This window comes from Amycolatopsis sp. NPDC047767, from assembly GCF_040704195.1.
Classification (GTDB): Bacteria; Actinomycetota; Actinomycetes; order Mycobacteriales; family Pseudonocardiaceae; genus Amycolatopsis.
The window spans coordinates 34,454-52,452 of sequence record NZ_JBEYSJ010000023.1; the positions used below are offsets into that span (position 1 = coordinate 34,454).

At 71.5% G+C, this 17,999-nt stretch carries 8 protein-coding genes; 6 read left to right on the forward strand and 2 right to left on the reverse strand.

Annotated features, from left to right (window positions below; genetic code table 11):
* Positions 1 to 7 precede the first annotated feature (7 nt).
* The 3 genes from AB0878_RS32985 (at position 8) to AB0878_RS32995 (ending at position 12,160) form a co-directional block, all read left to right on the forward strand.
* Positions 8 to 10,252 (forward strand): type I polyketide synthase, encoded by a 10,245-nt coding sequence (locus AB0878_RS32985; protein ID WP_366584112.1) that lies wholly within the window; start codon positions 8 to 10, stop codon positions 10,250 to 10,252.
* A 155-nt stretch (positions 10,253 to 10,407) separates the two neighbouring features.
* A complete protein-coding gene (locus AB0878_RS32990) occupies positions 10,408 to 11,331 on the forward strand; it encodes an ATP-binding cassette domain-containing protein (protein WP_366584113.1) in 924 nt (307 codons plus the stop codon).
* Between the two features lie 94 nt (positions 11,332 to 11,425).
* Positions 11,426 to 12,160 carry an ABC transporter permease gene (locus AB0878_RS32995; RefSeq protein ID WP_366584114.1) on the forward strand — a complete coding sequence of 245 codons (735 nt, stop codon included), beginning with the start codon at positions 11,426 to 11,428 and terminating at the stop codon, positions 12,158 to 12,160.
* 1,294 nt (positions 12,161 to 13,454) lie between these two features.
* Here AB0878_RS32995 and AB0878_RS33000 read toward each other — a convergent pair.
* Entirely contained in the window at positions 13,455 to 14,219 is a 765-nt protein-coding gene (locus AB0878_RS33000) for an AfsR/SARP family transcriptional regulator (RefSeq protein ID WP_366584115.1), read from the reverse strand.
* A gap of 285 nt (positions 14,220 to 14,504) precedes the next feature.
* Here AB0878_RS33000 and AB0878_RS33005 point away from each other — a divergent pair, with 285 nt between their 5' ends.
* Positions 14,505 to 15,113, forward strand: coding sequence for a ScbR family autoregulator-binding transcription factor (locus AB0878_RS33005; protein ID WP_366584116.1), 609 nt, complete (start codon positions 14,505 to 14,507; stop codon positions 15,111 to 15,113).
* A 6-nt stretch (positions 15,114 to 15,119) separates the two neighbouring features.
* Here the strand turns inward: AB0878_RS33005 and AB0878_RS33010 are convergent, their stop codons facing one another.
* Positions 15,120 to 15,746 carry a ScbR family autoregulator-binding transcription factor gene (locus tag AB0878_RS33010; protein ID WP_364060871.1) on the reverse strand — a complete coding sequence of 209 codons (627 nt, stop codon included), beginning with the start codon at positions 15,744 to 15,746 and terminating at the stop codon, positions 15,120 to 15,122.
* Between the two features lie 192 nt (positions 15,747 to 15,938).
* Between AB0878_RS33010 and AB0878_RS33015 the strand changes: the two genes are divergently transcribed.
* Positions 15,939 to 16,907: a ScbA/BarX family gamma-butyrolactone biosynthesis protein gene (locus AB0878_RS33015; protein WP_366584117.1), complete on the forward strand. Its 969-nt coding sequence runs from the start codon at positions 15,939 to 15,941 to the stop codon at positions 16,905 to 16,907.
* Entirely contained in the window at positions 16,904 to 17,881 is a 978-nt protein-coding gene (locus tag AB0878_RS33020) for an NAD-dependent epimerase/dehydratase family protein (protein WP_366584118.1), read from the forward strand. Before AB0878_RS33015 ends, AB0878_RS33020 begins: the two co-directional genes overlap by 4 nt.
* The last annotated feature ends 118 nt before the right edge of the window (positions 17,882 to 17,999 follow it).

Genomic DNA, 17,999 nt, shown 5'->3' on the forward strand with positions numbered 1-17,999 from the left:
TCTCGCGATGACTGACGAAAACAAGCTGGTCGACTACCTCAAGCGGGTGACCGCCAACCTCCAGGAGACGCGCGAGCGGCTGCGTGAGGTCGAGGCCGCCGGCGCCGAGCCGATCGCGATCGTCGCGATGGGCTGCCGCTACCCGGGCGACGTCCGCTCGCCCGAGGACCTGTGGCGCCTGGTGGCCGAAGGCCGCGACGCCATCGGCGGGTTCCCGACCGACCGCGGCTGGAACCTGGACACGCTCTTCGACGCCGACCCCGACAGCCCCGGTACGAGCTACGTCAGCGAAGGCGGCTTCGTCGCCGACGCGGGCGAGTTCGACGCGCCGTTCTTCGGCATCTCGCCGCGCGAGGCCCTGGCCATGGACCCGCAGCAGCGCATCGTGCTGGAGCTGGCGTGGGAGACGTTCGAACGCGCCGGCATCGCGCCGCACTCGCTGGCGAAGCAGCAGGTCGGCGTGTTCGTCGGCAGTGGCGGGCAGGACTACTACGACGAGCTGCCGGCCTCGGTGCTCGCCGGTGAGGTCGAGGACTACCTGAGCACGGGCAACGCCGGCTCGGTCATTTCCGGTCGCATCGCCTACGCGCTGGGACTGGAGGGCCCGGCCGTCACGATCGACTCGGCGTGCTCGTCCTCGCTGGTGGCGCTGCACCTCGCGGTGCAGTCGCTGCGGCAGCGCGACTGCTCGCTGGCGCTGGCCGGCGGCGTGATGGTGATGTCGCGGCCGGGCCCGTTCCTCGCGTTCAGCCGGCAGCGCGGCCTCGCCGCCGACGGCCGTTGCAAGGCGTTCTCCGACAGCGCCGACGGCACCGGCTGGGCCGAGGGCGCCGGAACCCTGTTGCTGGAACGGCTTTCCGACGCCCGCCGCAACAGCCACCCGATCCTCGCCGTCGTGCGCGGCTCGGCCGTGAACTCCGACGGCGCGTCCAACGGCCTCACCGCGCCCAACGGCCCGTCGCAGCAGCGCGTGATCCGGCAGGCGCTGGCCAACGCGCAGCTGTCGGCGTCCGAAGTGGACGCGGTCGAGGGCCACGGCACCGGTACCACGCTGGGCGACCCGATCGAGGCGCAGGCTGTGCTCGCGACTTACGGGCAGGACCGGCCGGCGGGCAAGCCGCTGTGGCTGGGCTCGATCAAGTCGAACATCGGCCACGCGCAGGCGGCGGCCGGCGTCGGCGGCGTGATCAAGGTCGTGCAGGCGCTGCAGCACGGGTTGTTGCCGAAGACGCTGCACGTCACCGAGCCGTCGACCGAGGTCGACTGGGCGTCGGGCGAGGTGGAGCTGCTGCGGGAGGCGCGGCCGTGGACCGCCGACGGACGGCCGCGCCGGGCGGGAATCTCGTCGTTCGGCGTGAGTGGCACCAACGCGCACGTGATCGTCGAGGAAGCGCCGGCCACCGAAGCCACCGAAGCCGCCGAGGTCGTCGCGCCGAGCTGGCCCGAAGGGGTCGCCGTGCCCGTGCCGCTGGCCGGGCACGGGTCGGCCGCGTTGGCGGCCCAGGCCGGACGGCTGTCCGAAGTGGAGGGTGCGTCCGCGCTGGATCTCGGCTTCTCGCTGGCCACGTCCCGGTCGCCGTTGTCGCACCGGGCCGTGGTGCTGTCCGAGGACCCGGCGACGGCGATCGCCGCACTGGCCGTGGGGGAGACCGCGCCGGGGCTGATCACCGGTTCGTCGGCGGAAGGGCAGACCGCGTTCCTGTTCTCGGGCCAGGGTGCGCAGCGCGCCGGGATGGGCGCCGCGCTGGCCGCCGCGTTCCCGGTGTTCGCCTCGGCCTTCGACGAGGTCTGCGCCGAGCTGGACCGGCATCTGGACCGTCCACTCAAGACGGTGGTGTTCGAGAAGCCGCGCCTGATCAACCAGACCGGGTACACGCAGCCGGCGTTGTTCGCGATCGAGGTCGCCCTGTTCCGGCTGCTGCAGTCGTGGGGCGTCAAGCCGGACTACCTGCTGGGCCACTCCATCGGCGAGCTGGCGGCCGCGCACGTCGCCGGGATCCTGTCGCTGGCCGACGCCGCCACGCTGGTCACCGCTCGCGCGAAGCTCATGCAGGCCTTGCCGGGTGGTGGCACCATGGTCGCGCTCCAGGCGACCGAGGACGAGGTCACGCCGCACCTGACCGATTCCGTGAGCATCGCCGCGATCAACGGCCCCGACTCCGTGGTGCTGTCGGGCACCGAGGACGCCGTCGCCGCCGTGGTCGCGCGGTTCGACGGCCGCAAGTCCACCAAGCTCAAGGTGTCGCACGCGTTCCACTCGCCGCTGATGGAGCCGATGCTCGCCGAGTTCCGCGCCGTCGCCCAGCGGCTCACCTATGCGGCGCCGGTGATCCCGATCGTCTCCACCGTCGGCCCGGATGTCGACATGTCCACTCCGGAGTACTGGGTCGGCCAGGTCCGCGCCGCCGTCCGGTTCCACGACGGCATCACCACGCTCACCGCCCATGGCGTCGGCCGGTTCGTCGAGGTCGGGCCGGACGGGGTGCTCTCGGCGCTCGTCCGGCAGACCACGGATGCCACCGTCGTTCCCGTCCTCCGCAAGGACCGTGACGAGCCGCACGCCGTGCTCACGGCCCTGGGCGAGCTGTTCGTCAGCGGCCTCGAGCCCGACTGGGCCGCGGTCTTCGCCGGCCGCGGCGCTAATCGGGTCGACCTGCCGCCGTACGCGTTCCAGCGCAAGCGCTACTGGCTCGCCGCCCGCGCCAACCGCGACGAGATCACCGGCGCCGGCCTCACGGTGGCCGGGCACCCGCTGCTCGGCGCCGCCGTCGCGCTCGCCGACAGCGACGGGGTCGTCCTCACCGGCCGGCTGTCCGTCGAGACGCACGCGTGGCTGGCCGAGCACCGGCTCGGCGACGTCGTGGCCGTGCCCGGCACCGCGTTCCTGGAGCTGGTCGTGCGCGCCGGTGACCAGGTCGGCGCCGGCCGGATCGAGGAGCTGACGCTGGGCAGCCCGCTCGTGCTGCCCGCACGCGGTGGCGTTCAGGTGCAGGTCACGGTCGGTGCGGCGGGGGAGCACGACGTCCGCACGGTCACCGTCCACTCGCGACCGGAGGAGGGCGCCGAGTGGACGCTGCACGCGTCCGGCACCGTCGCCCCGCAGTCGCCGCGGGGCGGGACCGAGCTCACCGAGTGGCCGCCCGCCGGCGCCGAGCCCGTCGCGATCGACGGGATCTACGAGGACTTCGCCGACACCGGCCTCACCTACGGCCCGCTGTTCCGCTCGCTGCGCGCGGTGTGGCAGCGCGGGCGGGAGGTGTTCGCCGAGGTCACGCTGCCCGAGGACAGCGACGCGGAGCGCTTCGGCCTGCACCCGGCCGCGCTCGACGCCTGCACCCACGCCCTGCGGGTCGCCGGTGGTGGCGACGGCGGCGTCGGCCGCGTCCCGTTCTGCTGGACCGGGGTCGAACTGCACGCCACCGGCGCGTCCGCGCTGCGGGTGCGCTTCACCCCGACCACGGACGACGGCTTCGAGGTCGTCCTCGCCGACACCACCGGTGCTCCCGTGGCGACGGTCGCCGAGACCGTCTTCCGCGCGTTCACCGCCCCGGTCGCGACCGAGCAGGCCGCGCCGCTGTACCGCGTGGAATGGCAGCGGGCGACGGTGCCCGAGTCCGATAGGGACACTTCGGGCCTCGAGGTCTTCGACTGCACCGCCACGACCGGTGACCTGCACGAACCGACCCACCGGGTGCTCGCCGCCCTGCAGAGCTGGCTCGCCGAAGGTCACCAGGAGCACGAACGGCTGGTCATCGTGACCCGTGGCGCCGTCGCGGCCGGTGGCGACGTCACGGACCTCGCCGCGTCCGCCGTGTGGGGACTCGTGCGTTCGGCGCAGGAGGAGAACCCCGACTCGTTCCTTCTGCTCGACCTCGACAGCGAAACCCAGGCCGCAGACGTCGTGGCGCAAGTCCTGGCCTCGGGCGAGACCCAGGCCGCCGTCCGCCTCGGGGTGCTGCTCGCGCCGCGCCTGGTGCGCACGGCACCCGAGCTGGAGCGTCCCTACTTCTGCCCCCACGGCACGGTGCTGGTCACCGGCGCGTCCGGCGCGCTGGGTGGCAAGCTCGCCCGGCACCTGGCCGCCGAGCACGACGTGCGCCGGCTGCTGCTCGTCAGCCGTCGGACCACGCCGGAGCTGGAGCAGCTGGCCGCTGACCTGCGGGAGCTCGACGTCGACGTGCGGCTCGCGCGCTGCGACGTCGCCGACCGCGCCGCGCTGGCCCGGGTCCTCGCCGACATCCCGGCCGAGAATCCGCTCACCGCCGTGGTCCACGCGGCCGGCGTGCTCGACGACGGCGTCGTCACCGCGCTGACCCCCGACCGCGTCGACACGGTGCTCGCGCCCAAGGTCGACGGCGCCGTGAACCTCCACGAGCTGACCCGCGACACGGCGCTCTCGGCGTTCGTCCTGTTCTCCTCGGTCTCCGGCGTGCTCGGCGCGCCCGGCCAGGGCAGCTACGCCGCTGCCAATGCGTTCCTCGACGCCCTCGCCGCCCACCGCGTCGCCCACGGCCTGCCGGGCCTCTCGCTCGGCTGGGGCCTGTGGGGCGAGGTCGGCGGCATGGGCGGCACGCTCACCGCCGAGGAGGTGACGCGGCTCGCGTCGAGCGGCATCGTGCCACTGTCCACTGCGGACGGTCTCGCGCTGTTCGACCGTGCGCTCGCCGTGCGGCAGCCGACCGTGGTCCCGGCGAAGCTCGACCTGCCGGTGCTGCGCAAGCTGGATCGGATCCCGCGCACGCTGGAGCAGCTCGTCGGTCGCGCGGCCCGCCGCGTCGCGGCCCAGGCCGAAGCGACCGAGGACTCGTTCGCCGGGCGGCTGCTGCGGCTGCCGGAGGAGGACCGGCGCGACGCCGTGCTGGAGCTGGTGCGCGGTCACGCCGCCACCGTGCTCGGCTACGGCGGTGCGCACGAGATCGAGCCGGCGGCCCAGTTCCAGTCGCTCGGCTTCGATTCGCTGACCGCCATCGAGCTGCGCAACGGCCTCACCGCCGCAACAGGCCGGCGGCTGCCGGCGACGCTCATCTTCGACCACCCGACCCCGTCCGCCCTGGCGACCCATTTGCTCGCCGAGCTGGCGGGCACCACTGAAGAAATCGTCACGGTCGCGTCGGCGGGCTCCGACGAGCCCATCGCCATCGTCGGCATGGCCTGCCGGCTGCCCGGCGGCGTCACCTCGCCCGAGCAGCTCTGGGAGCTGGTCGCCGAGGGCCGCGACGCCATCGGCGACTTCCCGGCCGACCGCGGCTGGGACGTCGCGGGCCTGCTCGACCCGACCGGCCGCCGCCCCGGCACGACGTATGTCGCGCGCGGCGGGTTCGTCTACGACGCGGGCGACTTCGACCCGGCGTTCTTCGGCGTCTCACCCAAGGAAGCGCCGGCCATCGACCCGCAGCAGCGGCTGCTGCTCGAAGCGTCGTGGGAAGCGCTGGAGCGCGCGGGCATCGACCCGGTGTCGCTCAAGGGCAGCCCGACCGGCGTGTACGCGGGCGTGCAGTACCACGACTACGTGGGGGCCAACAGCGCCGGCTCGATCGTCACCGGGCGGGTGTCCTACACGCTGGGGCTGGAAGGTCCGTCGGTCAGCATCGACACGGCGTGCTCGTCTTCGCTGGTCGCGATGCACATGGCGGCCCAGGCCCTGCGTGGCGGCGACTGCTCGCTGGCGCTGGCCGGCGGCGTCACGGTGATGGCGACGCCGGAGACGTTCGTCGAGTTCAGCCGTCAGCAAGGGCTCGCGGCCGACGGCCGGTGCAAGGTGTTCTCCGCCGACGCGGACGGCACCACCTGGTCCGAAGGCGTCGGTGTGCTCGTGCTGGAACGGCTCGCCGACGCGCGAGCCAACGGGCACCCGGTGCTCGCGGTCCTCAAGGGCAGCGCGGTCAACCAGGACGGCACGTCCAACGGCCTCACCGCCCCCAACGGTCCCGCGCAGCAGCGGGTGATCCGGGCCGCGCTGGCCGACGCGGGCCTCGAACCGTCCGAAGTGGACGCCGTCGAGGCACACGGCACGGGCACGAAGCTCGGCGACCCCATCGAGGTCCAGGCGCTGCTGGCGACCTACGGCACGCAGACCTCGGCCGACCGTCCCCTGTGGATCGGCTCGGTGAAGTCGAACATCGGCCACACGCAGGCGGCGGCCGGTGCGGCGGGTGTCATCAAGATGGTCCTGGCGATGCAGCACGGGGAGCTGCCGGCGACGCTGCACGTCGGGCGTCCGTCCACGGAGATCGACTGGTCCACCGGCGCCGTGCGGGCGCTCGTCGAGCCGGTCAAGTGGCTGCCCAACGGCCACACGCGCCGCGCCGGCGTCTCGTCGTTCGGTGTCAGCGGCACCAACGCGCACGTGATCCTCGAAGAAGGCGACCGGCGTGAGGTGGTCTCCGGCAGCGGGGTACCCGAGTACGACGGGCCGGTCGCGTGGCCGGTGTCCGGCCGCGGTGCCGCGGCGCTGCGGGCGCAGGCCGAGCAGCTCATGTCGTACGTGGACGAAGAGCCCGAAGGCAGCCTCGCGGACATCGGCCTTTCGCTCGCCACCTCCCGCAGCGCCTTCGACCGCCGGGCCGTGCTGATCGGCGGCCGGTCGCCGCAGTTCGTGCGGGGCCTCGCGGCGCTGGTCGACGAAGAGGAGGCTCGCGGCGTCGTCAGCGGCGGCACGACTTCGGGCCGCACGGCGTTCCTGTTCGCCGGCCAGGGTTCGCAGCGCCTCGGCATGGGGCAGCGGCTCGCCGAGCAGCAGCCCGTGTTCGCAGCCGCGTACGACGAGGTCTGCGCGGAGCTGGACCAGCACCTGGACCGTCCGATCCGTGAGGTCATCACCAGCGGCGAGGCCCTCGACGAGACGCGCTACACGCAGCCGGCGTTGTTCGCACTGGAAGTCGCGCTGTTCCGGCTGATCCGGTCGTGGGGCGTGAAGCCCGACGTGCTGGCCGGGCACTCGATCGGCGAGATCGCGGCGGCTCACTGCGCCGGCGTGCTCTCGCTGGCCGACGCGGCGAAGCTCGTGGTCGCCCGTGGTGCGCTGATGCAGGGGCTGCCGGAAGGGGGCGCGATGGTCGCGATCGACGCGTCGCCCGAAGCGGTGCGTGAAGCCGCTGCCGGCACGGTCGACCTCGCCGCGATCAACGGCCCGAGCTCGGTGGTCATCTCGGGTGCGGCCGACGCCGTGGCCGCGGTGGCGGCGAAGTTCGAGCGCACCAAGCAGCTGCGGGTCTCGCACGCGTTCCACTCGCGGCTCATGGAGCCGATGCTCGCCGAATTCCGCGCGGTGGCCGAGCAGCTGACCTACACCGAGCCGCGGATCCCGGTCATCTCGACCGTGACCGGCGAGCCGGCTGACCTCACGTCGCCGGAGTACTGGGTGCGTCAGGTGCGGGAAGGCGTCCGGTTCCACGACGCGGTCACCCGCGCCGCGGCCGACGGTGCGACACGGTTCCTCGAGCTCGGCCCGGACACCACGCTCACGGCGATGGCCACGGCCTGCCTCGACGATCGGCCGGAAGGGCTGGTGCTGGCCGCCTTGCTGCACAAGGACCAGGACGAGGCGGTCACCGCGTTGACCGGACTCGCGCAGCTGCACGTGAGCGGCGTCGACGTCGACTGGACCGCGGTCTACGAGCCGACCGGCGCGCGGAAGGTCGCGCTGCCGACGTACCCGTTCCAGCGGCAGCGTTACTGGCTGGAGAGCACGGCGTCGGCGCCGGGCCAGGAGGACCACCCGCTGCTCGGCTCGGCGCTCGAACTCGCCGACGCGGGCGGGCTCCTGTTCTCCGGCCGCGTGTCGGTGGGCACGCACCCGTGGCTGGCCGACCACGTCGTCGGCGGTGCGATCCTCTTCCCCGGCACCGGGTTCGTCGAGATGGCGATCCGCGCGGGCGACGAGGCCGGCTGCCCGCGGCTGGACGAGCTGACGCTGGAGTATCCGCTCGTCGTGCCCGAACGCAGCGGCGTGCGGGTGCAGTTCGCGCTCACCGCACCCGACGGCTCTGGCACGCGGACGTTCACCGTCCACTCGCGACCGGAAGGCGACGGTGCCGCCTGGACTCGCCACGCCACCGGCCGGCTCGCCAAGGCGGACAAGGCCGGCAAGTTCGAACTCGGCCAGTGGCCGCCGGCCGCCGAGCCGGTGCGGCTGGAGGGCACGTACGAGGAGCTGGCGGAAGACGGCCTGGCGTACGGTCCGGCGTTCCGCGGACTGGTCGCGGCCTGGAAGCACGACGGTGAAGCGTTCGCCGAGATCCAGCTGCCCGCTTCGGTGTCCGAAGTGGACCGCTACGGCATCCACCCCGCGGTCCTCGACGCGGCCTTGCACACCATCGGCGTCTCGGGAGCGCTCGGCAAGGAGCCGATGCTGCCGTTCGCGTGGGAAGGCGTGCGGCTGCACGCGGTCGGCGCGACGACGCTGCGGGTGCACGTGAAGCCGATCGGCACCGGGGCGGTCGCCCTGGACATCGCCGACGGCACGGGTGCGCCGGTCGTCTCCGTCGAGTCGCTGCTGCTGCGGCCGATGTCGGCGGTGCCGCAGGCGGCCGAGCCGAGCGGCGGGGACTCGCTGTTCCGCGTCGCGTGGGAGCCGGCGGAGCTGGACGCCGTCGCCGAGGTCACCGACTGGACCGTGGTGGGTGCCGACCCGTTCGGCCTCGCCGGTGAGCTCGGGGCGGAGATCACTGTGGACTGCGCCGGCGCGTCCGGCCTGCTCGTGGTGTCGGCCGGTGGGGACGACGTTCACGCCGAGCTGCACCGCGTCCTCGGGCTCCTGCAGGAGTTCCTGGCCCGACCGGACGGTTCGCTGCTCGTGGTCACCCGCGGTGCGGCCGCCACGGAGGCCGGGGAGAACCCGGATCCGGTCGGGGCGGCCGTGGCCGGCCTGGTGCGTTCGGCGCAGGCCGAGCACCCGGACCGCGTCACGCTCGTCGACCTCGGCACGGGCACGCCGACCGGCCGCACGCTGGCCGCGGTGTCCGCTTCGGACGAACCGCAAGTCGCGCTGCGCACCGGCTCGGTGCTCGTGCCGCGGCTGCGGCGGGCGAGCGACGCGGCGGCCGCGCCGGTGTGGCGGACCGACGGCACCGTGCTCATCACGGGCGCCACCGGTGCGCTGGGCAGCGCCGTGGCCCGGCACCTGGTGGCCGAACACGGGGTGCGGAGCCTGCTGCTCGTCAGCCGTCGTGGCGCGGACGCGCCGGGCGCGGCGGACCTGCGGGAGGAGCTGGCCGGCCTCGGCGCCGACGTCACGCTCGCCGCGTGCGACGTCGCCGACCGGGCCGCGGTTTCCCAGCTGTTGCGGGGAGTCGAGCTGCAGGCCGTGGTCCACGCGGCCGGTGTCCTCGACGACGGCGTGCTCACCTCACTCACCCCGGAGCGGCTGGACAACGTGCTGCGACCCAAGGTCGATGCCGCCCTGACCCTGCACGAGCTGACGCGAGACGCGGACCTCACCGCATTCGTCCTGTTCTCCTCGGCCGCCGGCGTGCTCGGCGCACCGGGCCAGGGCAGCTACGCCGCGGCCAACGCCTACCTCGACGCACTGGCGGCTCGCCGCAGGGCCGAAGGACTCGCCGGCACCTCGCTCGCGTGGGGCCTGTGGGAAGGCGGCATGGGCGACGCCGTGCAGGACGCCGACGCACACCGCATCGGCGAGACGGGCATCACCGCGCTGTCCACTGAGGACGGGTTGCGGCTGCTCGACTCGGCCGCGGGCTCCGCCGAGCCGCTGCTGGTGCCGATCGGGCTCGATCCGCGTGTGCTGGCGGCGTCGAGTGTGGAGGACCTCCCGGCCGTGCTGCGCGAGTTCGCCGACGCACCGGGCCGCCGGGCGGCGAAGGACGCGGCGGACGACACGGAGTCGTTGGCGCAGAAGCTGTCGGCTCTGCCGGCGGCCAAGCGCGTGCTGACGATGCTGACGCTGGTGCGCACCCACGCGGCCGCCCTGCTCGGCCACGCCGGGCCGGAGGCGGTGGAGGCGGACCGCTCGTTCAACGAGGTCGGCTTCGACTCGTTGTCCGCCACCGGGTTCCGCAACAAGCTGAGCCTCGTCACGGGGCTGAAGCTGCCCGTGAGCCTCATCTTCGACTACCCGACGCCGCGGATCCTGGCCGAGCACCTCGTCGGCGAGCTGGCGCCACAGGCGGTGGAAACCCCGGTTGTGGAGGAGCCCGAGGACGAGCAGCCGGCGCTGGACGCGTCGGCGATCGACGAGCTCGACGCCGACGCCTTGATCAGCATGGCGATCGGGGGAAGCGACGACGACTGACCGGCCGTCGACCCCTAACTCCGCGCCACCCGGCCATTATTGCCGCTGCGAAGGCGCCTGTGGCCCACTGGTACGGACAGTTCACCGGGCTCCCGGCCGGTGTCCGAGAAGAGAAGTTCTTCATCGATCTTGACCCGAACGAGGAGAGGTAACCGATGGTCACCGGCTACGCAATAGAAGCACGGGGGCTGCGCAAGTCCTATGGCGACGTCGACGTGCTGGAGAGCGTCGACCTCAGCGTGGAGCGGGGCACGATGTTCGCGCTCCTGGGCCCCAACGGCGCCGGAAAGACCACCACCGTGCGGATCCTCAGCACGCTCCTGGAGGCCGACGGCGGCACGGTGACCGTCAACGGCCACGACCTCAAGGGCCCCAAGCGCAAGGTGCGCGAGCAGATCGGCCTGACCGGCCAGGACACCGCGGTCGACGAGCTGCTCACCGGCCGCGAGAACCTCGAGATGATGGCGCGGCTGTTCCACCTCTCGACCGCCGACGCGAAGGCGCGCGCCACGGAACTGCTCGCGCAGTTCGACCTCGTGGACGCGTCGACGCGGCAGGTCAAGACGTACTCCGGGGGCATGCGCCGCCGGCTGGACCTCGCGATCAGCCTCATCACGTCGCCGCCGGTGCTGTTCCTCGACGAGCCGACCACCGGTCTCGACCCGCGCAGCCGCTCGGCGATGTGGGACGCGATCCGGCAGCTGCTCGACGGCGGCACCACGATCCTGCTCACCACTCAGTACCTCGAGGAAGCCGACCAGCTCGCCGACCGCATCGCCGTGATCGACAAGGGCCGCGTGGTCGCCGAGGGCACGGCGGCCGAGCTCAAGCGCCGTGTCGGCACGGAGCGGCTCAAGCTCACCTTCGCCACCCCCGTGGAGGCGGAGCGCGCGCACACCGTCGTCGAGGGCGTGCTGCTCGACACGACGGTGAGCATCGCGATCGACAACCCCGCGCAGGTGCGGCGGGTGCTCAACCAGGTCGCCGACGCGGGCCTCGAAACCACCGGTCTCGAGCTCTCCGAGCCGACCCTCGACGACGTCTTCCACACCCTGACCTCAACCGCGGGAGAGAAGTGAGATGACCCAGACCCTGTCGAGGGAGACGGAGGGGACCCGGATCCCCGCCACTCCCGCCCGTTCGGCGCTGTCGCTCGCGGCGTCCGACTACCGGGTGCTGATCGGGCGCAACCTCAAGCACATCACCCGCAACCCGGAGATGCTGATCCAGGCGGTCTCGCTGCCGATCGTGCTGCTCCTGCTGTTCCGCTTCATGTTCGGCGGCGCGATCAACCTGCCCGGCATGAACTACATCGACTACCTGGTGCCGGGCCTGATCGTGATCAGCATCGGCTTCAACTCCACGTCCACTGTGGTCGGTGTATCCGCCGACCTCACCAACGGTCTCGTGGAACGCTTCCGGTCGATGCCGATGGCCGGGTCGGCTGTGCTGGTCGGCCACGTGGTTTCCGGGGTGCTGCGCAGCCTGCTCTCGCTCGTGGTGATGGTGGCTGTCGGGCTTGCCATCGGCTTCCGGCCCGGTGGTGGCGTTCTCGGGTGGCTTGGCGCGGTGGGCCTGCTGGTGCTCTTTGCGGCCGGTGTGTTCTGGCTGGCTACGTTGCTCGGGTCGATCGCGAAGACGGTGGAGGGGGCGAGTGGCTTGGGCATGATCCTGGTGTTCGTGCCCTACGCCACCAGCGCGTTGGTGCCGACGGCGTCGATGCCAAGCGTGCTGCGGGTGATTGTGGACAACCAGCCGGTGACGGTGTTGATCGATGCTGTTCGGCATCTGACGAACGGGTCCGCGTTGGGTGCCACGGGGTGGCTGGCGTTGGCGTGGTGGGTTCCGATCACGGCGGTTGCGGCGGTGCTGACGGTGCGGAAGTTCCATCAGCGGGCGACGGTCTGAGGCTGGCTCTTCTGGGGCGGCCCGCTTCGTGCGGGTCGCCCTTTCGTCGTGTGCAAGGTCGACTTTAGGTGGGTCGGGCACGCTGCGTTGAGCAGCCAAGACCAGTGCGTGAAGTGAGGTGGCAGGATGCCGACCCGCATCGATGAGTTGCCGGCCGATGTGCTCGACGTGTGGCTCGCCCCATTGGCGGATGATCCGGCCGGGGCCGTGGCGTTTCTTGCCGAGGTGACCGATCGGGTTGCCCGCCGGAGTGGGGGTGGGCGGGTGTTGGTGCTCGGTGGGGGGCCGGTTGCGGATGCGTTGGCCGGGGAGGGTTACGCGGTCGACGTGGGTTCGTTTTCGCTTGGGTTGCCGGTGGGGTCGCGGTTTGATGCGGTTTTTCTCGGTGGTGATGGGTTGTCGCGGATCTCGGGGCAGCGGGGGCAGGTGCGGGCGGTTCGTTCGCTGGCGAGGGTGTTGCGGCCGGGTGGGGCGTTGGTGGTGCAGGGGAGGCAGCCGGATCCTCGAAGGTGGGGTGCGGATGTTTGGGTGCGTGAGGTGGATTGTGTTCGGCAGACCGTGGTGGTGGGTGGGTCGGAGTTGAGGTATGTGTGGCCGGCTGAGTTGGATTTGATGGCTGAGTTGGCGGAGTTGGCGTTGGATTCGCGGTGGGGTGGGTGGTACGGGGAGCCGGTTGAGTGTGGGGGGCCGGTGGTTTCTGTGTATCGGAGTTGAGGGGGTTCTGGTTGTGGTGCCGGCTCGGCGTGCTGCGCACACCATTGCCGGTTGTCGGGTGGGTGGTGGGGAACCCCGATTTTTGATTGTGACGACGGTAGGGATCGGCTTGTCAAGGCGGGAAAGCGTGCCTTGACAAGCCGATCCCTACCGTGTTGGGGAAAAGCATCGGGGGGCCGGGCGGGGGAAGGGTTCGGGGAGGGTTTGGGGGGAACGTGGCGTGCGGTGCCGGGTGGCGGTTGGTGAGTGGCAAGGGCACGCGTGGGGGGTGTGGAGTGGTGGCTGTGGTGCGCGGCTGGCGGTTGGGGTGGTGGGCGCCGGGGTCAGGTGGGGGTGTGGGTTGTATGGGCGGCCGGCGGTTCGGGGTGTGCCGGAGCGTCCCAATGTGGAGTTGGTTGCGTTGGGTGCACCCAATGTGGCGTTCGGTGCGTTGGGCGCAACCAACGCCACATTGGGGCGGTGGCGGTGGTGGTGTGCCGTCGGGCGGCGGAGCGGGAGTGTCGCGAGTGAAGGAGACCGAGCAACAAGAAAGGCCCGCTACTGCAATGAAAGCAGTAGCGGGCCTTCCTGCTGTGCGGAGTTACACGGCGTCGGACATTTCTCCCACCAGGATGCTCTGGTGGAGTTTGCGGAGGGAGACGCCGGGTTCGATTCCGAGTTGCTGTACCAGGTTCTGGCGGGCCGAGGCGAAGGTTTCCAGGGCTTCGGCGCGGCGGTTGGAGCGTAGGAGCGCGGTCATGAGGTATTCGTAGAAGGTTTCGCGCAGGGTGTGTTCCTTGGCCAGCGCCGAGAGTTGGCCGACGACCTCGCGGTGGCGGCCGATGAGCAGCTCGGTTTCCATGAGCAGCTCCAGGCATTCCAGGCGGGTCTCCTCCAGGAGGGTGGCGTACGCCTGTACGTCCGGGGAGTCCGTGAAGCCGCCGAAGGCGGGGCCGCGCCAGAGGGACGCGGCGTGGCGGAGGACGGTGGCGGCCTGGCCGTAACTGCGGTCCCAGTGGAGGGCGCGGCCTTCCTGGTAGAGGCGGGTGAAGCGGTCGGCGTCGAGTTCGTCGATGCCGACGTGGAGGGAGTAGCCGCGTGGGCTGGTGACCACGGGGCTGTCCTCGGCGTCGGCCGAGGTGCCGCGGAGGAGCTTGCGCAGCTGGGAAACGTAGACGTACAGCGCGGCGCTCGCGCGCGCCGGTGGGTTTTCGCCCCAGATTTCGCCGATGAGGTGCTCGGTGGTGACCACCTGGTTGCTCTTGGCCAGCAGCACGGCGAGCAGCGTCTCGATCTTGCGCGCCCGGGGTGCGCTGACACCGGGCCGGCCGCTGACTCTGATCTGCCCCAGAATTTCGTAGTTCATCATGAACGCCCTCCGGTGTCCGCGTCGTCGGGGGGCCGGCATCGGCGGCGCCCCCAGCGCCCCTGCCTGCCGGACTTGCCTGGCCCCACGTGAGCAACTTACCAAACCGGGAGGTCGGTTTTCAAGACAAAACCGGGAGGTCGGTCTGTTTTGATCAAGGAAAAACGGCCTCGGTCCAGGTAGTGGCCCTGAATTGTGCCCGGAATCCTTGTAAACCGGGCGGTTGGTATCTTACTCTGATCAGGTCGGCACGGACGTGCGCGGCCGGAGTGGATGGGGACGACGGTGACGAAGCAGGCGCGCGCGGAGCAGACCCGGCTCTTGTTGCTGGACGCCGCCGCCGAGCTGCTCCACCGCGACGGCTACGCGGCCACGAGCATGGTGGACATCGCGCGCCAGGCGGGCGTCACCAAGGGCGGCCTGTACTTCCACTTCTCCTCGAAGGACGAGGTCTGCGACGAGGTCCAGGGCGCCGCGGTGGCCGTGCTCCAGGAGCACGTGGACCGCGTCGACCGCCGGAGCGGCGCGCCCGCCCTGCGCAGGCTCGCGGAGCTCAGCCGCGCCCTCATGCACTGGCTCGGCGCGGATCCCAAGGTCGGCGCCAGTTTCCGGCTCACACGCGAGATGGGCTCGAAGGACGCCCGCTACGTCGCCTTCACACGCGCCTGGCTCGCCCAGGTGCGGCGCTACATCGCCGAGGCGCACGACGCCGGCGAGCTCAGCGCGGAGGTCCTGCCCGACATGGCGACGCTGCTGGTGGTCGTGACCTGTGTGGGCCTCGAGTCGGTGGTCGCGAGCGGCACGATCCCGGCCGACACCGACCTCACGCGCACGCTTTCCGAGCTCTGGCGCGTGATCGAGCTGGCCGAGCCGGTGCCGAGCACCGCGCGATGAGCCGCCTCAGGCGGGCTGCTCTTCGAGGACCCCGGCCGGGTTGAACTTGTGCAGCCGGCGCGGCGGCACGATCGAGGGCAGCAGCGTCGCCCACATGAACGTGACGCGCTCGCGCAGGTCGGTCCGGTCCGTGAGGACCTGGGAGCTCAGCTGGATCCCCGTGAACGACCCGACGGCGTACTGCGCGAGATCGTGGGTGTTGATCTCCTTGCGCACGTCACCCGAGGCCTTCGCGGCGAGCAGGCACCCGTGGACGAGGTCGATCCACTGCTTGTAGGCGTTGGCGGCCGGCGTGACGAACGAACCCTGCTCGATGACGAGCCGGATGCTGGCGCGCACGAAGACATCGTTCTGCAACCCGGTGGCAAGGGTGTGGCACCAGTCGATCACTGTCTGCAGCCCTGGGTTCGTCAGCGCCGGCGACGAGTCCGCCACCGCAAACTGCTCCTGCATCAGCGCTTCGGCGAGATCTTCCTTCGACTTGAAGTGGAAGTACAGCGCACCCTTGGTCACGCCGGCCTCGGCCAGGATGTCGGACAGGCTCGCCCCGAGGAATCCGACCGCGTCGAACCGCGACGCCGCGGCGGCGAGGATGGTCTTACGGGTCTGCTCCGCGCGTTCCTGGCGAGCCACGCCTGACTCCTTCGTGCACAAGGGGATGAGGTCCGTCGTGGACCGGTGCAAGCGCTCAGTGTACCGGTCGGCGGGCCGAAGAGCCAGCGAAAAAAACCGGTAGGTAGGTATGGTTTTGGCTCTCGGATTCCGCTAGAAATTGAACGGGGGAGCACTGGGGAAACTGGGGAATTTCTTTCTGGGAGGTCCGACATGGTCGGCACACTGCTAGTGGAGACAGTAGGAAGATCATCCACTGAAACGATCGATGAAACTCCGGCGAAGAGACCGATTGACTTCCAGCAGACGATCCCGCGCAGCCTCGTGCACCGCGCGGCTGTCTCGGAAGTCTTCGTCACCGATCTGAACATCCTGGGGCCGGGACGCTTCGAGCTCGGCGCCCAGTGGCCGCGGCGCCACGGCTTCTTCGGCCCGCGCACACCGGCTTCACACGACCCGTTGCTGTACACCGAAACCTGCCGGCAAGCCGCGATGCTGCTCGCCCACCGGGCGTACGGGGTGCCCCTCGGCTACAACTTCCTCTCCGACCACAAGGCGTACGAGGTCGACGAGGCAGGGCTGGCCACCGACACCCGGCCGGTGAACGTGGTGCTGCAGGTCAGCGCGCACGACGTGCAGTACCGCGGCAAGCAGGTCGGCGGCATGCGGTACGAGTTCGACGTGTTCCGCGACGGCACGCACGTCGGCACGGCTTCGGAGCGCTGGCGGTGCGTCTCGTCGGCGGTCTACCGGCGGCTGCGCGGCGAGCACTTCGCGGCGACGCCGTTCCAGGTCACGGTGCTGCCCACCGTCGAACCGGCCGAGGTCGGGCGCAACCACGCGCAGGACGTGCTGGTCGCGGCCACTTCGGAGACGGGCGTCTGGGCCCTGCAGTTCGACCCGGACCACGCGGTGCTGTTCGACCACACGGTGGACCACGTGCCCGGCATGGTCATGGTCGAGGCCGCGCGGCAGGCCGCGTTGCTCACGGTCGGCGACCCGCACGCGTTGCCGCTACGGGCGGAGATCGAGTTCGACGCCTACGTTGAGTTCGAGGCCGAATGCCTTGTCGTGGCCACGGAACTGGCCCCGGCGGAGGACGACTGCCGCCTGGTGCGCGTGGAGTTCCGGCAGTACGGCAAGACCGCCGTGACGACCACGCTGGCGATGCGTCTGTCATGACTGCCGACCTGGGGGCGGTCAGTACGACAGACATCCTGGTCACCGGCGCCACCGGCTTCATCGGCTCGGCCGTGGTGCGGGAGCTCGTCGCGAGCGGGTGCGGCCCGCGCGTGCGGGTCCTCGTGCGGCGGCCGCTGCCCGACTGGCCGGCGGACACGGGCGTGCGAGCCGTGGTGGGTGACCTCACCGACCCGGCGAGCCTGGCCGGGACGTGCACGGGCGTCACCACGCTCGTGCACCTCGCGGCGCAGGTCGGCGGGGACGAACAGCTGTGCACCGCCGTCAACGAGGACGGCACCCGCGCGCTGCTCGCGGAGGCGGCGCGTGCCGGCACCACGCGGCTGCTGCACCTGAGCACCTGCGCGGTCTACCGCGACGGCGACCACCGCGGCGCGTCGGAGTCGGCGCTGGTCACGGGTCCGGCATCGGCCACGAGCCGCAGCCGGCTCGCGGCCGAACGGCTCGTGCGCGCGGCCGGTGGTGTGGTCCTGCGGCCGCACCTGGTCTACGGCGTCGGCGACCGGCACGTCGTCCCCGCGCTGGTGCGGTGGCTGCGTGCGGTCCCGGCGTGGGCGGCGGGCGGCGACGCGCGGACGTCGGTGGTCTCGGTCACGGACCTCGCGGCGGTGCTCGTCGCGTTGATCCACCGCCCGGGCCCGGCGGGGGAGGTCTTCCACGTGGCCGACCCGCGGCCCGTGCGGATGCGGCGCCTGGTCACGGCCGTGTGCGACCTGCTCGGTGAGCCGGTGCCCGCGGCGGACCTGCCGCTCGCGGAGCACCGCGAGCGGACGCGGGACGCGTTGCCGTGGCTCAGTGATCACCAGTATTCCCTGCTCACGCGCGACCACTGGTACGAGAGCAGCCGCATCTGGGCCCGCACGGGCGTGTCGGCGGGGCCCGGCCTCGTCGCGCGCCTGGCCGAGGCGGCGGAGTACTACCGGGAAACGCTCTTCGGCCGCGTTGGCGGAATATGACGCGATTCGAAGATCGAATAACGCGGAAAGTGCCCGCTTGAATTCGCACAGCAATTTCGATCATGACGGCCACCCGGAATGGACCGGGTGGCCGTCCGCTTTTCCCGGTGGCCGGTGA